Below are 23,102 nucleotides of genomic sequence, written 5' to 3' on the forward strand. Positions count from 1 at the left end.
TTTATTTTTACATTAAGGAGTAAATTATGGCAATTAAAGACCCAATATTATTTATTACAGTTGAAGAATTTAAATTATCAAAATATTTTAATGAATTATTATTTGATAAAGTAACTACTCCAGATAATGAAATTTGATTTGCAATATCTGTAGCTAGTAGTAATATTGATTATTTAAGTGGTTTTACTATTAGTAAAAAATGACCAGAAATAACACCAACAGATTTTACAGATAATGTTCAAACAGCAACTACTAATTATGTTAGATTTTTATTAACTAAAGATGTAGATTATTTACGTGGTCAAGGTTCAATTAGTCAAGGTGGATTAACTTATAGTGAAACTAATCCAGATGACCCTTATTTTATCCCACCCGAAGTATTTAATTATTTAAGAAAAATTAAAGAATATCCAAATATTAAAGGTTTTAATTTAAAAGGAATAGAACCACAAAAAAATAATTATTTTAATAAATTTATTTCAAATTGTGGAGAAGATAGTCCATTAAATGCATATATACCATATACTAATATAAAATCATTAGATATTAGAACTAAAATTACTATTAATAATACACAAAATATGTTAAGACCAGTTGTTAATATTGATACTAGAGGTATTAATACAAGTACTACAGTACCTGAATTTAAAAGTCCAAAAAAAACTATTGATATTAAATATGATAAAGAAACTCATGTAGTTAATACTGATATTAGTAATAAATTACAAAATGAAATTAATAATAAACAAGATAAATTAATTGCAGGTACTAATATAACTATTAAAGATAATATTATTAGTGCTACTGGTGGTAGTGAACCACCAGATTTAACTGATTATTATAAAAAAGAAGAAACTAATAATTTATTAGATAAAAAAGAAAGTATTGAAAATCATAATAATGATATAAAATCAGTAGAATTAAAAATTAGTCAACTTCATACTGAAGTAACTAATAATATGAGTAATATAATTTTGAAACAAAATATTAAAGATGAAAAATTAATTACAGATAAAAAAGAAATTGTTCCTGCTATTAATGAAAATAAAGTAAATATTGATAAAAAACAAGATAAATTAACTGCTGGGGATAATATTACTATTGATAAAAATAATAAAATTAGTGCTAGTGGGGGAAGTTCAGTTGATGAAAATAGAATATTTGATAATAAAGATGATAAAGATACTACTACTAATTTAATTAATAATGTTATTAAAAAAGGTAATAAGACATTAACATATAGAAATAATCCGTTTGTAACTGATGATTTAGATATTCCACATAAAAAATATGTTGATGATAAAATTAATGAATTAAATTTTATTAAATGAAAATCAGTTGGTACTATTAGTAATGAGAATGATAATATTGCATTTAATTTTAAATTAAACACTTTATATAGAGTTGCTTATTCATGAGCATATCTTAAAAGTAATGGAAGTAGTAAATATTTAATTTTTATGTGAAGAGGCGCACCTGCTATATTAGATAGTACATTTCAAGCAGAAAATAATCAAAAGGTAGTAACTAATTATGTTGATTTAGGTGTTACATCAGCAATGATTTATTTAAAAAAATATAATTATCAAACTGGTTTTTTGCTTTCATTAGAAGAAGCAGAAAATACAAATACTAAAAATTATAGTGAACAAATATTACCAATAACTCCACCAATACCACCAACACCTTGTCCATGTCCAAAATGAAAAGAAGTAGGAACAAGACAAACTAAAGATAGAATTTTATATGATTTTATTGTGGGTAAAAAATATAGAGTTACTTATATGTGATACGGAGATACGCAACCTATTTCTTATTCTATAACTAAAGAATTTGATAAACTAGTATCAAACAAGATTGATTGTATATATACAATAGATAGTTATGTACGAAATTGAAGTTTAGTTAATAAAAATAAAATTGAGTTGTTTAAATTAGAAGTTAATAATATTTGTATTAGAATTAACAACGCTGGTGGTATTACTTATGGAAATATTTTAAAATTAGAAGAATTACAAGAATAAATATAAAAAGTTACCAATTAAGGTAACTTTTTAATTAGGTGCCAACCTAATGTTTTTCTTACTTAAACTCTAAGTAAGAATTTTTATATTATACACTATTATTTAAGATTGTGGGAGAATAATATTTTTTTTATGTTTTCTTTTAAATTTAATTTTTCATTTAAATATTTTTTTAATTTTATTTCAAAAACTTTTTCAAAATCTAAATTCTGGATGTTGATTTTTATATAATAAAATACATCCAATTATAGTACCAATAATATTTAAACCAATAGTTAAAATTAACACACCAAAAGGATTATTATTTTTAACTTTTATTATGCCAAAAATAAAAGTTAAAATAATTATAAGTATATATATATATATGGATACTATAATTCAACCGACTAAATCAGCATTAATATTATAATATTTCATAGTTGTCATTCCTTTTATAATTTATTAAACATATAGCAATTATAACAAAATAATAATAAATATATAATATTATCGCGAATTAAAGACAATTTTTGAAATAGTTAATTTATAATTAATAATTTGTCTATTTTTTTCTGCTCATGTAGATATATCAGATTGAACTTGAAAATCTGCACCTTGAACTTGATTTATTATTGGAAATAATTGTATTTTTCACTTAAATTCTTTATCAGATAAATCACAAAAACCTAGATAAGTAGAATTATTTGAAATAATATTTATATTTTTATCATAACTATAAGAAACATTCGAAGAAAAAGTATTTTTTGAAATTTCATATAAATTAATAATATCATTAGGTAATGTACCTATTTTTGAAACACCAACATATTGATTAATTCTAAATGATACTTGATAATATTGTATATTATAATCTTCGAATAATTTTAATTTTTTATTAGTATTATATGTATCTAAAGTATTAAATTCTTTACTAAATTGTAATGATAATTCATTAGTAGGAATAAATTTTTCATCTGTTGTGATAGGGTTATAATGTACTACTGGTCATTCTTCTGTTTCATATTTATAACTTATATATAAATCTATACTCTTATAATATCTTTTTAAATCATTAAAAGTATTAATTAATAATGTTGGGTCTAAATAATCTTTAAAATTAATATCTATTTCTAATGGTTTGATTAATGGTAGATTATTATTTATTCAATTTGTATTATCATTATACATTACTTTATTATTATGTATTAATGTATCTCAGTGTTGTAATGTAATATCAACACTTGGATTTTTTGGAATAATAACTATTTGTTTTGCTATATTTTGTGGACTTGGTGGTAAGATATTTGCTGGATAACTAAATGTAGTTTCTTCAGTTTCTTTATATTCATCATGATTTAATTTATATAAAGTAGTTCAATTAAAAGCATTACTAGTTAATGCTCCTTTATTTTTATATCTAAATTGTGCTATTGAAAGTTCATTATAATCACCTTGATAAGTAAATGGATTATCACTATAAAATGTATGTCTTTCTTCACCTTGATGTAATGATTGAGTTACAATTGTATCAATAATGTATGCATAATTAGAACCATCACTAACACCATTACTTGTTGGATTTCATTGACAATCTTTATCTAAATTAGTTAATGGACTTGCTATATCTAAAAATTCAGTATCTTCTGCTAAAATATAAACTTTATTATTTTTCTTTTGTGATAAATCAACTGTACTAATTTGTTCTTTAGTGGTTAATTTATGACCAGTTTTAGGGTCTCATGGATATACTGATATTCTATCTGTAAGTTTCATAGTCATAGCAGTTGTAGAAACATTAGCACCTAATAATTTACCAATAGCAAAAGCATTATCATTAGTAAATGCATTTAATGGAATTAAACCACCATTACCAATAATATTTTCTAAATTATTTGTAAAAAATGCTGACATAAAACCATTAAAATATAACATTTTTTTATATTGTTGATTATTTTGATTAATAATAAAACCAATTGGAATACCTAAACTTAAAACATTTAATAATTTACCAATTAATGGTATATCACTTAAAGCAAATGGTAATCATTGTACACTATCATAAGGCATTTGAATTAAACTACTAAATACTACTGAATTAAAATTTAATATAGCACTCATATATTTTTGACTTATTTTTGAATAATCTACAGTTGGTGAACCAATAATTAAATTAGTATCTGGGTCTTTATATTTAAAATTACTAGACATATCTACATTATAATTACCAGAGATATTATTAATATTTCATTCACTATCTCAAAAGAATTTAGCTTCTCCAATTGCTGTACCATTACTATTAGTTGCTTTTGTTTTATCAAATGCTAACATACCTTTAAAATCTTTTGTAACAAATAAATTTGCTTGTAAATTTAAACTAGTTGATAATCATTCTTTTCAATTTTTAAAATTAAGATATCCAGTAGGTTTTGCATCCATTAAATTATAAAATGTAGTTTCTGGATGACTATTAGTAGTTATTTTATCATTAATACCTGCTAATAAACCACCATTATTTTTAACAGTAGTACTTGAATGGTCATTATTACCTGCAATAAATAATCTTCTTGAAGCAAATACTTTTTGTTCAAATATTTCATTATTATTAATTTGATTAGGTGCTTGACCTTGTATTATAGGTCTACCATAATAATAACAACTAGATAATAATTCTAAACCATAAGATTGTCTATGACTATATCTTACTCCAATATCACGCATTAAAGTACGATTTAACGTTACTAAACTATTTTGAATAGTAGGGAAAGCATAACCACTACCTGGACTTGCATATTGTACATAATCAAGCGTATTTTGACCACTTGCTACTGCTCTATCATTAACTGAACTAAAAGTTAATACTTGCATACTAAATTCACCATTATAAGGACTATAATAATTAGTTACATTTGAAATATATAATAATTGTCTATCTTGATTTTTACCAGTATTACCACCAATATTTTCATTTTTATCATTAAATACACAAAAAAATTGTAAATAATCATCTACTGTAATTTGTTCTTCAAACATAACTAATATATATTGTCTTGTTGTAGAAATTGTTTTAAATAATTGATTATTAGGTAAACCACCAAAATCTACACCACTTGTATCATCAATTAAATAAGCATTTCAATAATCACCAATTTTATATTGTTTAGTATAATATTGGTCTTGTCCAGTAGTTTTATGAGTAGTTGGGTCTGTTATACCTTTATTTTTTTGATAGATTTTAGTACTATTTTTTCAAATACATACAACTGGAGTATTACCAGAAAGTATTAATTCATATTGACCAAAATCACTAATTTTACTATTAATAGGTTTATAACCAGTTTCAGTTAAAGGTATTGCTCCATTATTAATTATAAATGGAAATATTTTTCAATGACTTAAACGTTTAATTATTGCTTGTTGTCTCTTTAGATGTAAATGTGCGTGTTTCATTAATTGAATTCTTTGATGATTGCTCATTTTCATTATCTCCTAATTCTTTATTTAATTTTTTATTTTCTATAATAATATTTTCTAATTTATTTTCTGCCATAAGTTGGTCAATATTATCATATTCACCAATTGCTTCACTTACTGTCATAGTACCATTATTTAATCTTGAATTAATAATTTGGTCTTGTACTATTTGGTCAGTCATTGCTATAGGGATAAATTTAAATGAATAAGGTCTTTCACCAATACCATTTCATAAATTTTCACTAATAAGAAGTAAATCAAATATACGATAAAAATAAGCACTATAAAATGCTATTTTAATTTCTGTTGTTTCCATATCAAATTTATTATTAAACATACTTTGTGTTTTATTAGTATAAACATCATTACCATGTTCATCATAATCATAACCAGAACCATTAAATATTGCTTTAGCAGTACCATTATAATCTAATCAATATTCACTAAATTTTGGGTCACCTTGTATAATTTGCATACTACCATTCCCATTTTTATCATATCCAGCACTACCAACATTAACTATCATATCTTTTTTAGGATTTTCAATAATATTACCATTTTCTTGCATTTCTTTAACTGTTTCATTATCTAATACAGCAAATAAAGTAGTAACATTAAATTCTCTTTCTAATCTTTTTTTCTTAATAACTTGATTTAAATCTCATATTAAATCTCATACTGCTGTACAATCTGGATATGCATTTAAAGTAGTTGTATTACCATATAAATTAATAATTGGTAAATTAGTTATTTCAAAAATAGGAATATAATTAAATGAATTTTTAATTTCATAAGTTTTTAATGGTGTTATATTTGGTTTTAATTTAGTTCTTGTAGAACCTAAAATAATATCTTTATTATTATCTTTATATGTTTCATATTTAACTTTTCCATTTTGTATTATTACTCAAGTTAAAGTAGCACTATCAGCTTGTTCATTAATAAAATAAAATTCTGCTGATTGTTCTTGTTCATTATATTTAGCAACTCTACCACAAAAACTATTAGGTAATATTTTAAGGGATTTACTATTATCTTCATTAATTATAATCATAATAAATACTTTACCCATTAGTGAATTTTGTAAACCAAATTTATAAAATTTTTCTAATCATTTATCTTTTAAATTCATTTCATTAAGATAATCTAATATTTCTTTTTTACTTGAATTAAATAAAAATCCTTTACCTAATCATAATTTAGTTGATTTTTGAGCAATAATCATTGGTATATCAATATATCAATCTTTTTTATCACAACTTAAATATTCCATTGTATTTATCATATTAATCACCACCAAAATTATTTTTATTAATTAATAATTTATTATTAATACCATTAATTAATCATTTCATTTCATGCATTAATGCATACATATCACTATCTCAAGTATCATCATGTAAATCTAACATTTTCGGACTATTATTATTAGTATCTAATTTCTTTTTATCTAATCATTGCATTAAACTATATTGTCTTTTAGTTTCTGGACATCTTTCTCAATTAAAACTAATAATATTTTTAAGCATACAAATTGTTGTAAAATCAATTCTATCATTTAAATATAAAATTGATTTATCTACTGCTATAAATTTTAATCATGTTATATTACGTTTTTTAACTCAACTTTTTAAAACATCAATAAATACTAACCCACCATTACCATAATCAACATAACAAGTAAAACCAAATAACATTGCTATATAACGTTTACTTTCATTAATATAATAATTAATAATATCATTTGCTAAAGTATCAGTATCTTTATATTGCATAGTAACATTACTATGATAAAATTCACTTTCTTTATGTGCTCTTCTACCATTATCATTTTCACCAATAAATCATAATGAAGCAGATGTAGGATGACCACTTGGACTTGTTGCCATACCTATATCTAAACCACCAGTTAATCTTTGTACTTGAAAATCTAATTTAGTATTAACTTTATCTAAATATCTAGCAAAAATAGCACCTTGTAAAATACTTGGTACACCATAATATCAACTTTGTGCTTTAATTGGATCTAATACTTTTAATTCTTCTAAATCATTAATCATATCTAATGTAAGATTATGAGCATTTACTTTTCAATTACTATAATGAAATAATTTAAAAATATTATTATCAAATATTGATTTAATTTGTTCATTTTTTTCTTTCATTATTTCTAAATTAAAAGGTACAATTTTATTCATATATTCAATATAATATTGATAAATATTATCTGGATTACAACTTTTTATTTTTATTCTTTTTTTAGCATTACCTAATGCAAATGTTATTGCTTGAAATTCTTGTTGACTAAATTCATTTGCTTCTTCACATCATTCAATTGCTAAATCAAAACCTTTTATTTCACTACGAGAAAGACCTTTTAAAGGTATTCTATCATTTGAATTACTATATACACCCATTACCCTAATAAATGATTTAAAACCTTTAAAACGAAAGTCTGCTTGCTTATTAGGGTATTTTAAAGTAAAGTCTTTATAATCATTCAATCCAATTATTATTAAAGCATTATATATTTCTTTTACTAAATCATTAATATCTTTATTTAATTTTCTAAATGCATAAATAGCAATTGATTTTTGTACTTTAATTGATATAACTATTAATATTGCTAATTCTTCTGCTATACTATATGTTTTACTAGAATATCTACTACCACTAAGATTATATTCACTATGAGTAAAATCACTTTTATTTAATAATCAATAACTAATTTCATTAAGATAAGTAAATTCTTTATTCATATTATTACTCCTTATTTTTATAATATTCTTTAATTTCTTTTACTTTATTATTAAAATCTAATTGATGTTTTTTACACATTTTAAAAAATTGAACAGAAGTATTTTCTAAATCTGTAGATTGTAATTTAATTAATACTTTACTATTACAATCTTTACAAATACATTTTAATTTAGTTTTCATTTTATTTTTTCCTTACTAAATCAAGTAATAAAACAATAAAACAACCTAAATTTATTAATGCTATTATTGTAGAATTTATAATTATTAATATTTCTCATCAAACCATTATTTCACTTCCTTATTTAAATAATATCAACCAATTAATAAACTTTCTGCTTGGTCATGGTCTTTAATTTTAATATTTCAATTATGGTTCTTAATCATGAATTGAGAAAGTTCAATTGATAACTCTTTAGTTCAAGGTTTATAATTTCAATTATATTTAATTTCATCTAAACTTTGATATCATTTTCTTCATTCACTACTACTAACTAACATATCTTTAGTTAATAATTTATTAAATTGTCCAGCAATAAAACCACGTAAATGGTCTAATGTTTCTTTACCTTTACCAAATTTTGGATTAAATATCCCACGTTCAATTACTAAATATAAACTATAATCTGTTTTATCATCAATTACACCTAAATTATTAGTTTGACATTGTAGAAAAACCATATTAATAAAATCAGTAAAATAATGATAATCTTTTTTAGAAAAATTAAGACTAGTTATTAATATTGGTATTTTATTTTCTCATAATGTAAACCCAGTATTTTTTATACTTGGGTCAATTGAAAGTAAATAATTATTCATTACTAAATACTACCTTATCTAAATTATCAATATTAGTTTGTATTTGTTCATAATTAATATTTATTTCTTCTTTTGGTTCTTCAATAGATTTTAATTTAATTTCTTTATTATCATTATTTGGATTATCAACATACATTATATTTTCATTTTCTAATACTATTGCTTGATCAATTTGCATTGCTCTATCAATAATATTTTGATTTTCTAATTTAATACTAGGGTCTTTATTAATATCTCTAATAATTGCTTTAATAACTGTTTTAAGTGCCATAGCATTAAAACTAGTAGTTCATGGACTATTACCATTTGTTTTACTATATTTTTTTCTATGTTCTTCACATTCTTGTTTAGTCATACCTTTAATAAAAGTAATTATTTTATCTAAATAATTTTTAATAGAAATCATACCATAATAACCAATAATTATTTTATTTTCAAATATTTTACTAGGATCTAATTCTCAACGTTTAGTTTCTTTATTAAAAATATGTTTATCAGTAATAATTTCTCTTTGAAAATCAATAACACAATTTGAACGTTGTAATAAAGTTAAAAAACCATCTTCTTGAATTTGTACTTGTAATTCATTATTATAAGGTATTAATGCTATTTCTTTTTTAATTGGATTATTACTTAAATCTAATTCAAATATAGTTGCTAAAGTATTAATAACTGATTGTGGATTTAATGTTGATAATTTTTTATCATTTAATTTTGTTAATTCATAATAGTTAGTAAATTGTTGTATTTTTGATTTATCTATATTTTTAGGTAAAGTTAAATTTGCCATTAGTGATTTTCCTTTCAAAGTGCAATTGCCATTTCTCATTCATATACTAATTCATCTGTTATTTCTACTAATATTTTTTCTACATTATCTTTTTGAATTCAATAAATATAATGTGTATTTGATAAATTAAAACCATTATTTTTTAATATTCAATAATAAGCAGTTAATTGTAATATTGATTTTTCTTTATTTTCTTTATACATATTTGATAATGTTTTAAAATCAATTATTGTATATAAATTATTTTCTTTATAAATTAAATCTGGTGTTCCAGCAATAATATCATAAGTAAATACTTGTTCACATATATATTTAGTATTTACTTTAAATTCTTGTAAATTATTTAATAAATTTTCACAATATTGTAAATAATTTTTATTAAATAAATGTTGAATATTATTTAATAATTTATCTTTTATATTATTAATATTTATATTTTTAAAATATAATTCTGCTACTTTATGAACAGTTTCTCCTCTTAATCTAGCATTTTCTAATCTATCAAAAGGTATATTTTCATAAGGATTTTTATCTTCATATAAATAATATTGAATAATTTTAGAAACTGAAATTAATTCTTTATTTTTAATAAAATATTGATGTGTATCTTTTTTAAAAATTAAATTATTATTCAATTGCATTTTTAATTAAATTCCTTACAAAATTAGTAATTGACATATTATTATTTTCTAAGCAAAGTTTTTTTAATTCATAATGTTCTTCTTTAGTTAATCTAACAAAAATTTGTTTATTAATTAAATCTTCTATTTTTTTCTTATGTGCTGGCATTAAAATCACCATCCTCTATATCTTTTAATAAATCTTTAATATTAATATATTCTTTCACTGTAAGTTGTAATTCTAAATAATTTCTTAATTTATCCATTATTATTAACTCCTTTAATATCTAATTCCATTACTAATATTTCATAATTTGTAATAAATGCTTTTTGAGTAACTATTCTTTCAAAAGTATTATCATTTAATATAGGATGTTTATAATTTTTATGAAAATTAATAGCATTTTCAATTTTAGTAAATACTTTATATTTTGTTTCATGAGTATAATTAACTTTATATTTTAATAAATAAGCATATTGCATTATCTTTTCTCCTTTAAAAATTTTCTAATTGTAATTCATTAATATAATAGTTATATAAACTATCATAGTTATCACTTGTTAAATATATATCTTCTTCAATCATATTATTAATACATTTATTACAATAATAACTATTATCTATTTCACTAATTCAAATATATTTTTTATTATGTAATTTACATTTCATTATTTTTACCTATTAATTTATAAAAACAGTTATTACATGTTCTATTATTTATAGATGATTGTTTATGACAAATATCACAACTATGAGTAATAATATTATTTAAATAAGTTTTTTTATATTCAATATTTTCTTTTCATAAATACATATATATTAATTCCTTTCTTAATATTTTAAATAAAATATTTTATTATTATGAGTTACTAAATCTTTTAATGATGTTACTATATAATTTATTACTAAATCATTATGATTATATGGATTATTTATTTTAAAACTTTTTCTATCTTTTTCTCAGGTAATATTATATTTAAAACATTCTTCATTTTTTATTTGTCCAATATAATAACCATTATATTTTTTATAAAATTCAAAAGTAATTAATTTTTCAATAATTTTATTATTTATTATTGGTTTTTCTTTCAAATCTTCAATTTGAATATATTGTTTTAATAATTCTTTTAATTGCACACCATTTAATTCTTTTTTTATATTATCTTTAAAAACTCAATATATTCGTGTTTCATCAATATTAAAAGAATTTTTGTTAATAAAACATTTAGAAATTGATATTTTATATTCTCCAAATTCAATTATTATTGCACCATTATTTGTTTCTTTAATAATTTGGTCTTGTGAAAATTCTATTATCATTTTAAAAACCTTTCTTTTTATTCAGCACTGCTACTTTTAGTAAGCAGTTGCTGTTTTTTATTTTCTTTTTTTAAAAATCTTATAAATAGGTTCTTGTTCACTGATAGTGACAAGACCTAAAAAAAATAAAAATATATTTACTAATTATTTAATTTATGTTAATATATAATTGATAAGGTATGTATTTATATATAACCCCCTTTATGTGTAATAATTTAAAAATAATTAAAGAACAGGGTTTATGGTTATTACATAATCTTGAAAAATTCTTTACTAACTCAATATAGAGACTTCAATTAATAGACAAATACATACAATAACAATTCAATAAAAATTAATAAATTACTCTTTTATACTCATGTAGTAGTATTTACATAAAGTACTCACAATTTAACTAACTACGAGAGTTTATTTAATTTAACAATTAAAAATGAGAGTATTATCTCTCATTTATATTTTTATTAAATCTAACCATTAACTTTACTCACCCGTGAAAATGCCACAAGTAACACAAGCACTATTAATCAATCATATGACATGTACTTTGCCAATGATACTGCTAATTTAAATGAAATACTTAATGCTGGTAGTGCTAATATTGAAAATAAACTAAAAGCAATTAAATCTGTTAACCTTGCATATGACAAATGAAATGAAAGTTTTGTTAAGCAACAAACTAAAGTTTTAGAAAAAATTAAAACCAAATTAATCACAACCAAAGAATTAAGTAATATTAATGGTTTGGAAATTGCTACGCAAGCAATTGATAACCCTTGAAATAATGATTACAATTACATGAATGAAGATGGGACTACAAATCTCAAAAATGATCCTACACCTTTAACTTTATTACTCGCTCAAAATCATGTTAAAAATCCTACCGATTTCAACAATGCTTGAAAACCCATCATTGATCTTCGTGAAACCGATTTTGTTAAACGATTGGATAATTGAGCAACTAAAAACAATTTAAATATTAATAAAACAGATAATATCTTTGAATTTGGCGAATATAAAACCGTTAATTGAAAAATCAGTGGTTTGGAAATTAAATCTTTATCCCTTCCTTACTATATAACTAGTACTGGTAAAAATAGAGCAGATAATACTACTGCCAGTCTAGCAATTTTAGAAAAACTTTTTGTTGGTAATAATGTTTTATTTCAATATGGAAAAAATTATAATGATTCTTATGATAATAAAAAATATCAACATCCTTTCATTTTTCTTTTTAATCCCGATGTTTATGATAAATTTATAAATGATGATGTAACAATTCAAACAATATATGAATACGTTACTGATCAAACAAAGAAAGCTGGAAAAGATGGTGATTTTATTAAAGATACTGATAAAGTTGAATGAACATCAGGAGGCACTACGTGACTAAATGGAAAAATAAATGGTAATTTCATCAGGAAAAATGGGCAAAAAAACTTCAGATTAGTCATTAATGGCAACGCCTTTTCTATGAGTTTAAATTCTTCTGGTTATACCGATGCTAATTTTGGCAGATCTGATACTAAAGTCTGATCTATTATATAAATAATAAGAGTTAATAACCTCTAACATTGAACACCTATAATAAAAATGACCAAATTTGGTCATTTTTATATGTAATATTTGTAATTAGTTACTATAACTAGTATTCTTCTTCTTTCGCAAGTCTACCCATTTCTAGTAAATTTTCTGTTGTCATTAAACCAGTTCCGGCAGGAATTAAGTTTCCTAAAATAACATTTTCTTTTAGGCCTCTTAAATTATCAGTTTTCGATTTAATAACCGCATTTGTTAATACTCTCGTTGTATCTTGGAACGAAGCTGCTGCTAAGAATGAATCAGATTCTAACGGTGCTTTCTTAATTCCTAAGATTAATGGACGACCAAAGGCAGGTGTTTTACCAGCATAAATAATTTTAGCATTAACTTGCTTGAATTCTTTAATGTCAACAATTTCTCCCGGTAATAACGGTGAATCGCCACCTTCAAAGATAAAGATACGGTTCAACATTTGTTTAACAATGATTTCAATATACTTATCAGAAATTTCAATTCCTTGTAAACGATAAACACGTTGCACTTCTTTTAAGATATATTGTTGCACTTCAATAATACCAGCAACTTCTAATAGTTGAATAATATTAATAGCACCTTCAGTTAATTTTTGACCAATTTTAACTGTGTCACCTGTTTTAATACGTAGTTGCGCATTATATTGCGTTTTATATTCTTTGTAATCAAGTTTTGACTTAACAGCAATCGTATAAATACCTTGTTCTTCACGAATGTCAGTAATGTTACCTTCAAATTCACTAATAATAGCAACTGCCCCTTTGGGGTTAGTAACGTCTAATAGTTCCTTGATTCTTGGTAATCCTTGGGTAATATCACTACCACCAGCAACCCCACCAGTATGGAAGGTTCTCATGGTTAGTTGGGTACCTGGTTCACCAATTGATTGCGCTGCAATAATTCCAACTGCTTCACCAATCGCCACAATTTCACCAGTCGTTAAGTTAACACCATAACATTTTTGACAAACACCATATCCAGCTTCACAAGTTAATACGGAACGAATATTTAGTTTTTCAACTTTGGCTTTTAATATTTCTTCCACTAGTTTTTCCATAATTAATTCATTGTTTGGAACAATCACATTATTATTAGCATCAACAACATCACCTTGCACATAACGTCCAAATAAACGGTCACGTAATGGCACAATAATATTATTACGTTTTAAGTCAACAATATCACTAATAATGAAGCCATTATCAGTTTTACAATCAAATTCAGTAACAATAATATCTTGCGAAACATCAACTAGTCTTCGTGTTAAGTATCCTGAGTCAGAAGTTTTCAACGCCATATCAGCCATTCCTTTTCGGGCCCCATGGGTCGAAATAAAGAATTCTGACACGTTCAGTCCTTCACGGAATGAAGATTTAATGGGTAGTTCAATAACTTCCCCTTTGGGGTTGTTCATTAAACCACGCATTCCTACTAATTGTGTAAAGTTACTAATATTAGTACGAGCACCTGAATCTCACATCATAAAGATGGGATTGTTAATATCTTTTCTTAAGACTACTTCTAACTCATCTTGGATAATATTTTTAACAGTTCCTCATTTATTAATAATATGATAGTGACGTTCTCGATTAGTCAACATTCCATCTTTGTAAAATTTATTAATGTCTTTAACATATTGATCAGCTTCGGCAAATAGTCGTGTTTTGCCTGAGTAAGATACAACATCACCAGCCGAAATGGTTGTTCCAGAAATTGTTGAGAATTTAAATCCAAGATTTTTCATTTTATCTAACATTTTGGCAGTTGGTTGTGTGCCAAAAATTTTAAAGTATTTATGAATAACATCAGCTAAATTCTTTTTCTTGAATGGTTCAACAACGTTTCTTGTTTTTACAAATTCACGAAAATCAACATCTGGCGTAACAAGGTCTTCAGTATGAATTTCTGTTAAGTTAGTAATATTAGGACGGTTAATAAATGGCATACAGTTTGAGAATATTTGGTTAAAAATAATTTTACCAATTGTTGTAATTAAGAACTTACTTTGGTCTTCAGCTGCAAATTTATTTTCACCTAAACTTGAGACACGAATCCCAATAATAGCATGTAATGATACTGCTTTAGTATCATAGGCTTTAACTGCTTCATTAATATCTTTAAAGATTGTCCCTTGTCCTAATTCATCCATTTTTTCAATGGTTAAATAGTAGTTACCAAGTACCATATCTTGGGTTGGTGTAACAATCGGTTTACCATCTTTAGGACTTAAAATATTCTTTGAACCTAACATTAAACTACGAGCTTCAGCTACTGCTTCTTGGGTAATTGGCACGTGAACGGCCATTTGGTCACCATCGAAATCGGCATTGAAAGCCGGGGTAACTAGTGGGTGTAAACGGATAGCTTTTCCTTTCACTAAAATTGGTTCAAACGCTTGAATTCCTAGTCTGTGTAAAGTCGGAGCACGGTTTAACAATACCGGACGGTCTTTAATTACTTCTTCTAAAATATCTCAAATTCGTTCATCTTGGACTTCAATTAACTTTTCAGCAATTTTAATGTTTAAAGCCAATTCATGATAAACTAATCTTTGAATTACGAATGGTTTGAATAAAATGATGGCCATATCACGAGGAATCCCACATTGGTACATTTTTAATTCGGGACCAACGGCAATAACACTTCTCCCTGAATAGTCAACCCGTTTTCCTAGTAAGTTTTGACGGAAACGTCCTTGTTTTCCTTTTAACGTTGAAGTTAAAGATTTTAAGGGACGTTTGTCTCTTCCAGTTACGGGACGGGCTTTACGTTCATTGTCAAATAAAGCGTCAACAGCTTCTTGCAACATTCGTTTTTCATTATTGATAATTAGAATCGGAGCACCCATTTGTTTTACTTTTTTTAGACGTTCATTACGGATAATGATTCTGCGGTACAGGTCATTGATTTCAGATGTTGTAAATCGTCCACCATCTAATTGGATAATGGGGCGAATGTCAGGAGGAATAACGGGAATGGCATGCATTACCATTCATTCGGGTTTATTTCCTGATTTAGCAAATGAGTCAATGACATCTAAACGACGCATTAATTTGCGGCGATCAGTTTGTGATTTTTTATTTATTAATTGTTTTTTGATAGCAATGAATTCTTTTTCTAAGTTAATATTTTTTAGTAAAAACTCAATGGCAGCAGCACCAATTCCGAATTTAGTTCCCGTATGTTTAGTAATAAATTGGGCACATTCATCCATTGAAAATGGACGAGATGTGTCTGATAATGTATCAGTTAACATTTGGGCACGAGTATGGGCAAAAGAATTAGGTTCTAGTTGATCTAAGATTTGGGTAAATACTTTACGTAAACGGTTACGAGTATCAGCTGATGATTTAGCATTTCCTAAATCCATAATCATTTTTTGTTTTAACCCTTTGGCAGTTCCTGGCTCTAAAACAATATAAGAAACAAAATAAGCAACTTCTTCTAAGTCTTTGGCTTTCATATCTAATGCTAAAGCAATTCGCGATGGCGATGCTTTTAACATTCAAATGTGAGTTACTGGTTCTTCAAGTTCAATGTGACCTAAACGTTCTCTTCGGACAATCGCTTCAGTAATTTCCACTAAACAGCGTTCACAAACTTTACCTTTGTTTTTAATTTTTTTATATTTTCCACAAGTACATTCATAGTTTTTAGTTGGACCAAAGATTCTGGCATCAAATAATCCATCTTTTTCTGGTTTTAATGATTTGTAGTTAATAGTTTCTGGTTTCGTAATTTCTCCATGTGATCAAGAACGGATTTGATCAGCAGAAGCAAGAGAAATTTTAATAGCAGTATAATGTTTTGAATTTTTTTGCATAATTTATTGCTCCTTTTCTAATCTTCAAGATAACTTTCAACTTCTTCGTCATAAGTTACTACTTTTTGTTCTTGACCTTTTTCGTCAATTAACACAATATTTATTCCTAAACCTTGTAGTTCTTTTGTTAAAACGTTGAATGATTCAGGGATACCAGGCGTTGGAATTTGTTTATTACGTAGGATTGCTTCGTAAGTTTTAATTCTGCCTTTGATATCATCGGATTTAATAGTTAAGATTTCTTGTAATGTATGGGCAGCACCATAGGCTTCTAAAGCTCAAACTTCCATTTCTCCAAATCTTTGTCCACCATTTTGGGCTTTTCCACCTAAAGGTTGTTGGGTAATTAATGAGTATGGACCAACGTTACGGGCATGCAATTTATCATCAACCATGTGTGATAGTTTTAGCATATACATAACACCAACCGAGATTTTCTTAGCAAACTTTTCACCAGTTAGACCATCATACAATGTTAATTTATCAAAATCATTGTAATTAGCTTCCTTCATGATGTCTAGTAAGTCTTGATTTTTAGCACCATCGAAAACAGGAGTGGCAACTTTAATGCCTAAAGTTTTAGCAGCCATTCCTAAGTGTAACTCCAGAATTTGTCCAATGTTCATCCGTGATGGTACTCCCAGTGGGTTTAACATAATGTCAACTGGTGTTCCGTCTTCTAAGAATGGCATGTCTTCTTGTGGTAATACTTTGGAGATAACCCCTTTGTTACCATGACGTCCCGCCATTTTATCTCCTTCACGAATTTTACGTTTTTGAACAATAAAGACTTTAACGACTTCTTCAACTTCAGATGGTAAATCAAAACCATCTTCACGTTTATAACGTTTAATACCTTGCACAATACCAGCACCACCGTTGGGAACACGTAGTGAGTTATCTTTAACGTTACGTGATTTTTCTCCGAAAATAGCAGCAAGTAACTTTTCTTCAGCTGTCGATTGAGTTTGTCCTTTTGGTGTTACTTTACCAACTAGGATATCGCCTTCTTTAACTTCTGTTCCAATTAGCACAATCCCTTCATCGTCTAAGTATCTGCGAGATTGTTCGGAAGTATTAGGGATTTCACGCGTGATTTCTTCCTTACCTTGTTTGGTTTTACGACATTCAAGATTATATTCTTCAATGTGCATTGATGTATAAACATCATCTTTAACTAAACGTTCACTAATGATAATGGCATCTTCATAGTTATAACCATGTCAAGTCATAAAAGCAATAATAACGTTTTGTCCTAAGGCAAGTTCACCATCTTTCATTGATGGTCCATCAGCTAGGATTTGGTTCAATTCAACAACATCACCTTGTTTAACAAGTGGGATATGGGTTACTGAAGTTCCTTGGTTACTACGCTCGAAACGACTTAATTCATAAGTTGTAACCTCATCTTTTGATTTAACAATAATTTCATTAGAATCAACATATTGCACAATCCCTGGTAAGTTAGCAACTACAGCTAAACCTGAGTCACGAGCAACTGCATATTCAACACCAGTTCCAACAATTGGTGTTTGTGGTTTTAGTAATGGAATCGCTTGACGTTGCATGTTGGCACCCATTAAGGCACGGTTAGCATCATCATTTTCTAAGAAGGGAATACAACTTGTGGCAATCGAAACTATTTGTTTTGGTGACACGTCAATGTATTCAACTTCATTTGGTCCAACAATAATATTTTGACCGTTACTACGAGCAATCACATTATTATTTTTAATAATATTATCAGAAGTTAATTCAATATTAGCTTGGGCAATAATATAATTCTTTTCTTCACCAGCAGTTAAGTATTTAACTTGGTCGGTAATTTGACCTTTAACTACTTGACGGTATGGTGTTTCAATGAAACCATATTCATTAACACGGGCATAAGTTGCTAAATTGTTAATCAATCCAATGTTAGGGCCTTCTGGAGTTTCAATGGGACAGATTCTTCCATAGTGAGAGTAGTGAACGTCACGTACTTCTAGGCTGGCACGATCACGAGAAAGTCCACCAGGGCCAAGTGCAGTTAAACGACGTTTATTAGCAAGTTCAGCTAAAGGATTAGTTTGATCCATGAATTGTGACAATTGTGATAAATTAAAAAACTCCCCAATAACAGCCGTTAATGGTTTGTTATTAGTAATGTTAGAAGGTTTCAATTTATCACTATCAGTAGTTGACATTTTTTCTTTAACATTTTTTTCAATACGACCCATACCAATACGGAATTGATTTTGTAATAGTTCACCGATGGTACGAATACGACGATTTCCTAAATGGTCAATATCATCATCATTACCAATCCCATGCACAAAGTTTAGGATATAAGATAAAGTAGCTAAAATGTCAGCAAGGGTAATGATTTCTTCTTTACAATTAGGATTAATCCCTACTATGTTAATAGTTTCAACTAATTTTTCTTTATCACTATATACTTTAATTAATTGCACATAATGTTTTGGATCAGCATCATTCATTGATGTTTTTATTAAAGGAACTAAACATGCACCTGTTGCTAAGACAGTTTTTAAAATTTCTAATTCTGGTTTTTTGATTACTTGTTTTTTCTTTAAAACCACATTACCATCAAGATCTTTAATATCTTGGGCTAATGTATAATTTAAAACACGGTCAGTAATCGATAGTTTTTGCACCAATTTATAACGTCCTGCTTTTGTTAAATCATATTTTTTAGGGTCGAAAAGTAAACCAGTTAAGAATTTAGCAGCACCATCAACAGAAGCAGTTTCTCCGGCTTTAACTTTTTTATAAATTTCTTGAACGGCTAATGGTCAACTTTGGTGTTCATCGTATTCATAAGTATTCAATAATACATCATCTTTACCAATAATATTTACTACATCATCCTTATTTAACCCTAAAGCAGTAAGTAAAGTCGTTACGGTAATTTTACGTGATTTTTCAATTTTAACATTAATAATATCTTTGATAGCATTTTTATTGCGAACTAATTTATTACGTTTAGCATCAGTTTCAAATTCTAATCAGGTTCCTCTTGACGGAATTAAATCACCACAAAATTTAGATAAACCAGTTTTCGGGTCAATCTCAATTTTATAATAGGCACCAGGTGAACGAACTAATTGTGAAACGACAACTTTCTCACTACCGTTAATAATGAAGGTTCCTTTTTGTGTCATTAGTGGAAAATCTCCTAAGAAAACATCACCTTCACGAGTTAATGTATAATCAATTGTTAAGACATCATCTTCACGAGTTTTAACAGTAACTTCAATAGTTGAAAACTCACTATTAGCGTGATTAGTTTTTTCTTCAAAATAGTACATATTGTCACTAACTTTTGGTTGATTAATATTTTTAATTCCAAATTGTTCTTTAATTCAACGTGTTAAGTAATCTAAAAGAATGTCTTTGGCAGCAATAGTTAAATGACGATTATTTTCATGAATTGATAAAGATAATCTTGCATAGATAGGTGATTCATAAGTTTTTGACTCATCTTTTGCTTCTTTTAATGTTCGTCTTGGTTTACGAAATTCTCAATCAACTAATGATAAAATAATACGATTATCGTTGTCAGTAATCGGAAATACTTCTTGAAATACTTCTTGGATTCCTGTTTCAATAAATCATTTATAGGTATCACGTTGAATAGAAATTAAGTCTGGAAGATCTAAGTTTCCAGAAACTTTAGTATAGTCACGTCTTTTAGCGTAATGACCAAATTGTTTTGTAGTATATGACATTGGTTCATCTCCAATTTTTTAATTTTAATAGCATCAAATGATTTGATTTGAAATGGATTAGTAACGATAGATAGTTGCTAATCTGATTGATAAAATATTAAGTTTTTTGGTTATTAATTTTATTTAAATAACAAACAGAAAACCAGTATTAAGTAAAACTGGTTTTTCATGTAAAATTATTTATATTAATTACTTAGCTTCAGCTATAGCTCCAACTACTTTTAGAACTGCTTCGAACTCAGCTGCTTTAGCAGCATCAATATTTTCTAATAACTTTTGTGGACCTGTAGAAACAGCATCAACAATTTTTTTAGCAGCGATTAATGATGTATCAGCTCCTAGAATTGTTTTAACTGCTTTAATAACACCAACTTTGTTATCTCCAACTAATTTTAGTATTAAAGATACTGTTGTTGGTTTTGCTTCTACTTCTTGAACAGGAGCTGCTGCTGTGGCAACTGCTGCTGTAACTCCGAAAGCTTCTTCGATTGCTATCACTAAGTCTTTTAATTGTAATGCAGTCATTGTTTTAATGTGTTCAATGAACTGTTTTGTTGTAATGTTTTCCATTTTTATTTTCCTCCGTGTAAATTTGTTGATAGTTTTAATAAGTGTTAATTATGCGTTTTCTTTTTGCTCTGCTACTGCTTTAATTGATAAAGCTAAGTTACGAACGGGACCTTCTTGTAAACAAGAAGCTAACATTGAAATTAATTCTAGTTTTGATGGTAGTGAAGCAATTGTTATTAATTCTTTTTTATTAATAACTTTACCCTCAAAGATTCCGCCTCTTAAAACTAATAATTTGTTGATTTTAGCATAGTTAGAAACGATTTTAGCAGTTGCTAAGTCATCTTCAAATCCGAAAATAAAAGCGTTAGGTCCAACTAAACTTGCCTCAAGACTATCATTATCTTTGTTTAAAGCACGGGCAAATAAGTTATTTTTGTAAATACTGAATGTTGCACCTTTTGATTTTAATTCTTTACGTAATGTGCTAATTTCTTCAACATTCATTCCTTGATATTGAACAACAATTGTTGTTTTAGCATCACTAATTTGTTTAGTAATTAAATCAATAGTTTTTTGTTTTTCAACCATTGCTGGGCGCATAAGTACACCTCCTTATTTATTTAAATATAACTAGTAATAAGCAATAAATAAAACCCGGATACCCTCCGAGTAAAATCACATGCATACATATTATCATGATGGAAATTACCTGGGCAACATAATTAAGGCAAATGCCCGTTGCTGTCTTTGGCTTATTCTAGCCTGTATATTATATGATATATATATTTTAAAAACAACATTAATTTAGGAAATTTTTTTTAATTTGTATCATTATGTCGTTAGTCGTTATGAGAAAGCTAACAAAAGGAAAAATGAGATACTTAAAATGTATTCAAACATCTAGTATCCTCTTTAGATAGAATCATTTTTTCAAAGGTCATAAACACCTTTAACATCTTGATTTTATTTCATTTTAGATGAATAAACACTAATCATAGGATTTATTCAACGGTTGTTACAAAAGTACAGGACCTTGAAAATAATTATATTTCTGAACCAAAAATATTTTATCATAATCACTATAATAAAATTTGGTATAATCAAGTAAACATAATAAAAAAAGAAGGGAAGTAATCAATATGGGATGATTCGGTAAGAAAAAAGATAAAAATATAAAGATGGACCAAGTCAAATGTGAAGGCTGTGGAAAAATGAGTAACACATCTGAATGTGTTAAATCAGCTGATGATAAATGTTGATGTAAAGACTGTGCTGCTAAACAAGAAACGAACAAATAAATTAAAAGTTAAATAAGTGTGTTATTGTAATACACTTATTTAATATTTATTGTTAAAAAGGGGGACTTTAATCATGGGATGATTCGGTAAGAAAAAAACAAGTTCTGAAATTGAAGCATACACTGAAGATAAAATTCGATGTGCTAATTGTGAAAAAATGTTTGATCCACTGGAAATTCATTATGCTACTGATGGCAAAACTTTTTGTAAACCATGTGGCGGTAAATTACAGAAAGGTTAACAATAAATAATTACTGAACCCAAAAATAAGAAATAAAAGTGAAAAAGATGTCAACATGACCTAAAATTTGATTTTATTGAATTTTGGGTTTTTTAATTTTTATATAACAAAGTCCAACACAGTAGATTTTTGATAAAATATTT

General features: G+C 26.1%; 21 protein-coding genes and 1 other annotated feature. Of the genes, 4 read left to right on the plus strand and 17 right to left on the minus strand.

Annotated elements, in window-relative coordinates:
• Nucleotides 1–26 precede the first annotated feature (26 nt).
• Nucleotides 27–2,024, plus strand: coding sequence for a hypothetical protein (locus tag AAHM98_RS05870; RefSeq protein WP_342275944.1), 1,998 nt, complete (start codon nt 27–29; stop codon nt 2,022–2,024).
• Between the two features lie 102 nt (nt 2,025–2,126).
• Here AAHM98_RS05870 and AAHM98_RS05875 read toward each other — a convergent pair whose 3' ends face one another.
• The 13 genes from AAHM98_RS05875 to AAHM98_RS05935 form a co-directional block, all read right to left on the minus strand.
• Nucleotides 2,127–2,441, minus strand: a complete 315-nt coding sequence (locus AAHM98_RS05875) for a hypothetical protein (RefSeq protein ID WP_342275945.1) — start codon at nt 2,439–2,441, stop codon at nt 2,127–2,129.
• A 69-nt stretch (nt 2,442–2,510) separates the two neighbouring features.
• Nucleotides 2,511–5,450 carry a hypothetical protein gene (locus tag AAHM98_RS05880; RefSeq protein ID WP_342275946.1) on the minus strand — a complete coding sequence of 980 codons (2,940 nt, stop codon included), beginning with the start codon at nt 5,448–5,450 and terminating at the stop codon, nt 2,511–2,513.
• The gene (locus AAHM98_RS05885) at nt 5,404–6,759 is read right to left on the minus strand and encodes a hypothetical protein (RefSeq protein WP_342275947.1); all 1,356 of its coding nucleotides are present in this window, start codon (nt 6,757–6,759) and stop codon (nt 5,404–5,406) included. Before AAHM98_RS05885 ends, AAHM98_RS05880 begins: the two co-directional genes overlap by 47 nt.
• 1 nt (nt 6,760) lies before the next feature.
• On the minus strand, nt 6,761–8,233 hold the full coding sequence (locus AAHM98_RS05890; protein WP_342275752.1) for a hypothetical protein: 1,473 nt from the start codon (nt 8,231–8,233) through the stop codon (nt 6,761–6,763).
• 4 nt (nt 8,234–8,237) lie between these two features.
• A complete protein-coding gene (locus AAHM98_RS05895) occupies nt 8,238–8,414 on the minus strand; it encodes a hypothetical protein (protein WP_342275753.1) in 177 nt (58 codons plus the stop codon).
• A 105-nt stretch (nt 8,415–8,519) separates the two neighbouring features.
• Complete coding sequence (locus AAHM98_RS05900; protein WP_342275933.1) at nt 8,520–9,050, minus strand: hypothetical protein; 531 nt, start codon at nt 9,048–9,050, stop codon at nt 8,520–8,522.
• Complete coding sequence (locus tag AAHM98_RS05905) at nt 9,043–9,840, minus strand: recombinase RecT (protein WP_342275948.1); 798 nt, start codon at nt 9,838–9,840, stop codon at nt 9,043–9,045. Before AAHM98_RS05905 ends, AAHM98_RS05900 begins: the two co-directional genes overlap by 8 nt.
• Nucleotides 9,840–10,481 carry a PD-(D/E)XK nuclease family protein gene (locus AAHM98_RS05910; protein ID WP_342275949.1) on the minus strand — a complete coding sequence of 214 codons (642 nt, stop codon included), beginning with the start codon at nt 10,479–10,481 and terminating at the stop codon, nt 9,840–9,842. Before AAHM98_RS05910 ends, AAHM98_RS05905 begins: the two co-directional genes overlap by 1 nt.
• A complete protein-coding gene (locus tag AAHM98_RS05915; RefSeq protein ID WP_342275950.1) occupies nt 10,468–10,629 on the minus strand; it encodes a hypothetical protein in 162 nt (53 codons plus the stop codon). Before AAHM98_RS05915 ends, AAHM98_RS05910 begins: the two co-directional genes overlap by 14 nt.
• A gap of 89 nt (nt 10,630–10,718) precedes the next feature.
• Nucleotides 10,719–10,943, minus strand: coding sequence for a hypothetical protein (locus AAHM98_RS05920; protein ID WP_342275951.1), 225 nt, complete (start codon nt 10,941–10,943; stop codon nt 10,719–10,721).
• Nucleotides 10,944–10,956: 13 nt separating this feature from the next.
• Nucleotides 10,957–11,130: a hypothetical protein gene (locus AAHM98_RS05925; RefSeq protein WP_342275760.1), complete on the minus strand. Its 174-nt coding sequence runs from the start codon at nt 11,128–11,130 to the stop codon at nt 10,957–10,959.
• The gene (locus AAHM98_RS05930) at nt 11,120–11,275 is read right to left on the minus strand and encodes a hypothetical protein (RefSeq protein WP_342275761.1); all 156 of its coding nucleotides are present in this window, start codon (nt 11,273–11,275) and stop codon (nt 11,120–11,122) included. The genes AAHM98_RS05925 and AAHM98_RS05930 overlap by 11 nt, the downstream gene beginning before the upstream one ends.
• Before the next feature lie 17 nt (nt 11,276–11,292).
• On the minus strand, nt 11,293–11,781 hold the full coding sequence (locus AAHM98_RS05935; RefSeq protein WP_342275952.1) for a hypothetical protein: 489 nt from the start codon (nt 11,779–11,781) through the stop codon (nt 11,293–11,295).
• A 537-nt stretch (nt 11,782–12,318) separates the two neighbouring features.
• On the opposite strand from AAHM98_RS05935, the gene AAHM98_RS05940 reads away from it, so the two are divergent.
• Nucleotides 12,319–13,326 carry a hypothetical protein gene (locus tag AAHM98_RS05940; protein WP_342275953.1) on the plus strand — a complete coding sequence of 336 codons (1,008 nt, stop codon included), beginning with the start codon at nt 12,319–12,321 and terminating at the stop codon, nt 13,324–13,326.
• Between the two features lie 97 nt (nt 13,327–13,423).
• Here AAHM98_RS05940 and rpoC read toward each other — a convergent pair whose 3' ends face one another.
• From rpoC to rplJ, 4 genes are all read right to left on the minus strand, one after another.
• Nucleotides 13,424–17,176: a DNA-directed RNA polymerase subunit beta' gene (rpoC, locus tag AAHM98_RS05945; RefSeq protein ID WP_425289584.1), complete on the minus strand. Its 3,753-nt coding sequence runs from the start codon at nt 17,174–17,176 to the stop codon at nt 13,424–13,426.
• A 17-nt stretch (nt 17,177–17,193) separates the two neighbouring features.
• Nucleotides 17,194–20,907 (minus strand): DNA-directed RNA polymerase subunit beta, encoded by a 3,714-nt coding sequence (locus tag AAHM98_RS05950; protein WP_342275954.1) that lies wholly within the window; start codon nt 20,905–20,907, stop codon nt 17,194–17,196.
• Between the two features lie 189 nt (nt 20,908–21,096).
• Nucleotides 21,097–21,477, minus strand: coding sequence for a ribosomal protein L7/L12 (locus tag AAHM98_RS05955; RefSeq protein ID WP_342275955.1), 381 nt, complete (start codon nt 21,475–21,477; stop codon nt 21,097–21,099).
• Nucleotides 21,478–21,525: 48 nt separating this feature from the next.
• On the minus strand, nt 21,526–22,020 hold the full coding sequence (gene rplJ / locus AAHM98_RS05960; protein WP_342275956.1) for a 50S ribosomal protein L10: 495 nt from the start codon (nt 22,018–22,020) through the stop codon (nt 21,526–21,528).
• Between the two features lie 37 nt (nt 22,021–22,057).
• Nucleotides 22,058–22,189, minus strand: a sequence feature (ribosomal protein L10 leader region).
• Nucleotides 22,190–22,559: 370 nt separating this feature from the next.
• Between rplJ and AAHM98_RS05965 the strand changes: the two genes are divergently transcribed.
• Together AAHM98_RS05965 and AAHM98_RS05970 are read left to right on the plus strand one after the other, a co-directional pair.
• Complete coding sequence (locus tag AAHM98_RS05965; RefSeq protein WP_342275957.1) at nt 22,560–22,718, plus strand: hypothetical protein; 159 nt, start codon at nt 22,560–22,562, stop codon at nt 22,716–22,718.
• Nucleotides 22,719–22,791: 73 nt separating this feature from the next.
• Nucleotides 22,792–22,959 (plus strand): hypothetical protein, encoded by a 168-nt coding sequence (locus AAHM98_RS05970; RefSeq protein WP_342275958.1) that lies wholly within the window; start codon nt 22,792–22,794, stop codon nt 22,957–22,959.
• Nucleotides 22,960–23,102 lie beyond the last annotated feature (143 nt).

Origin of the sequence: Spiroplasma endosymbiont of Nebria brevicollis (assembly GCF_964030895.1) — a bacterium.
In the GTDB taxonomy this organism is placed as follows: Bacteria; Bacillota_I; Bacilli_A; order Mycoplasmatales; family VBWQ01; genus Spiroplasma_E.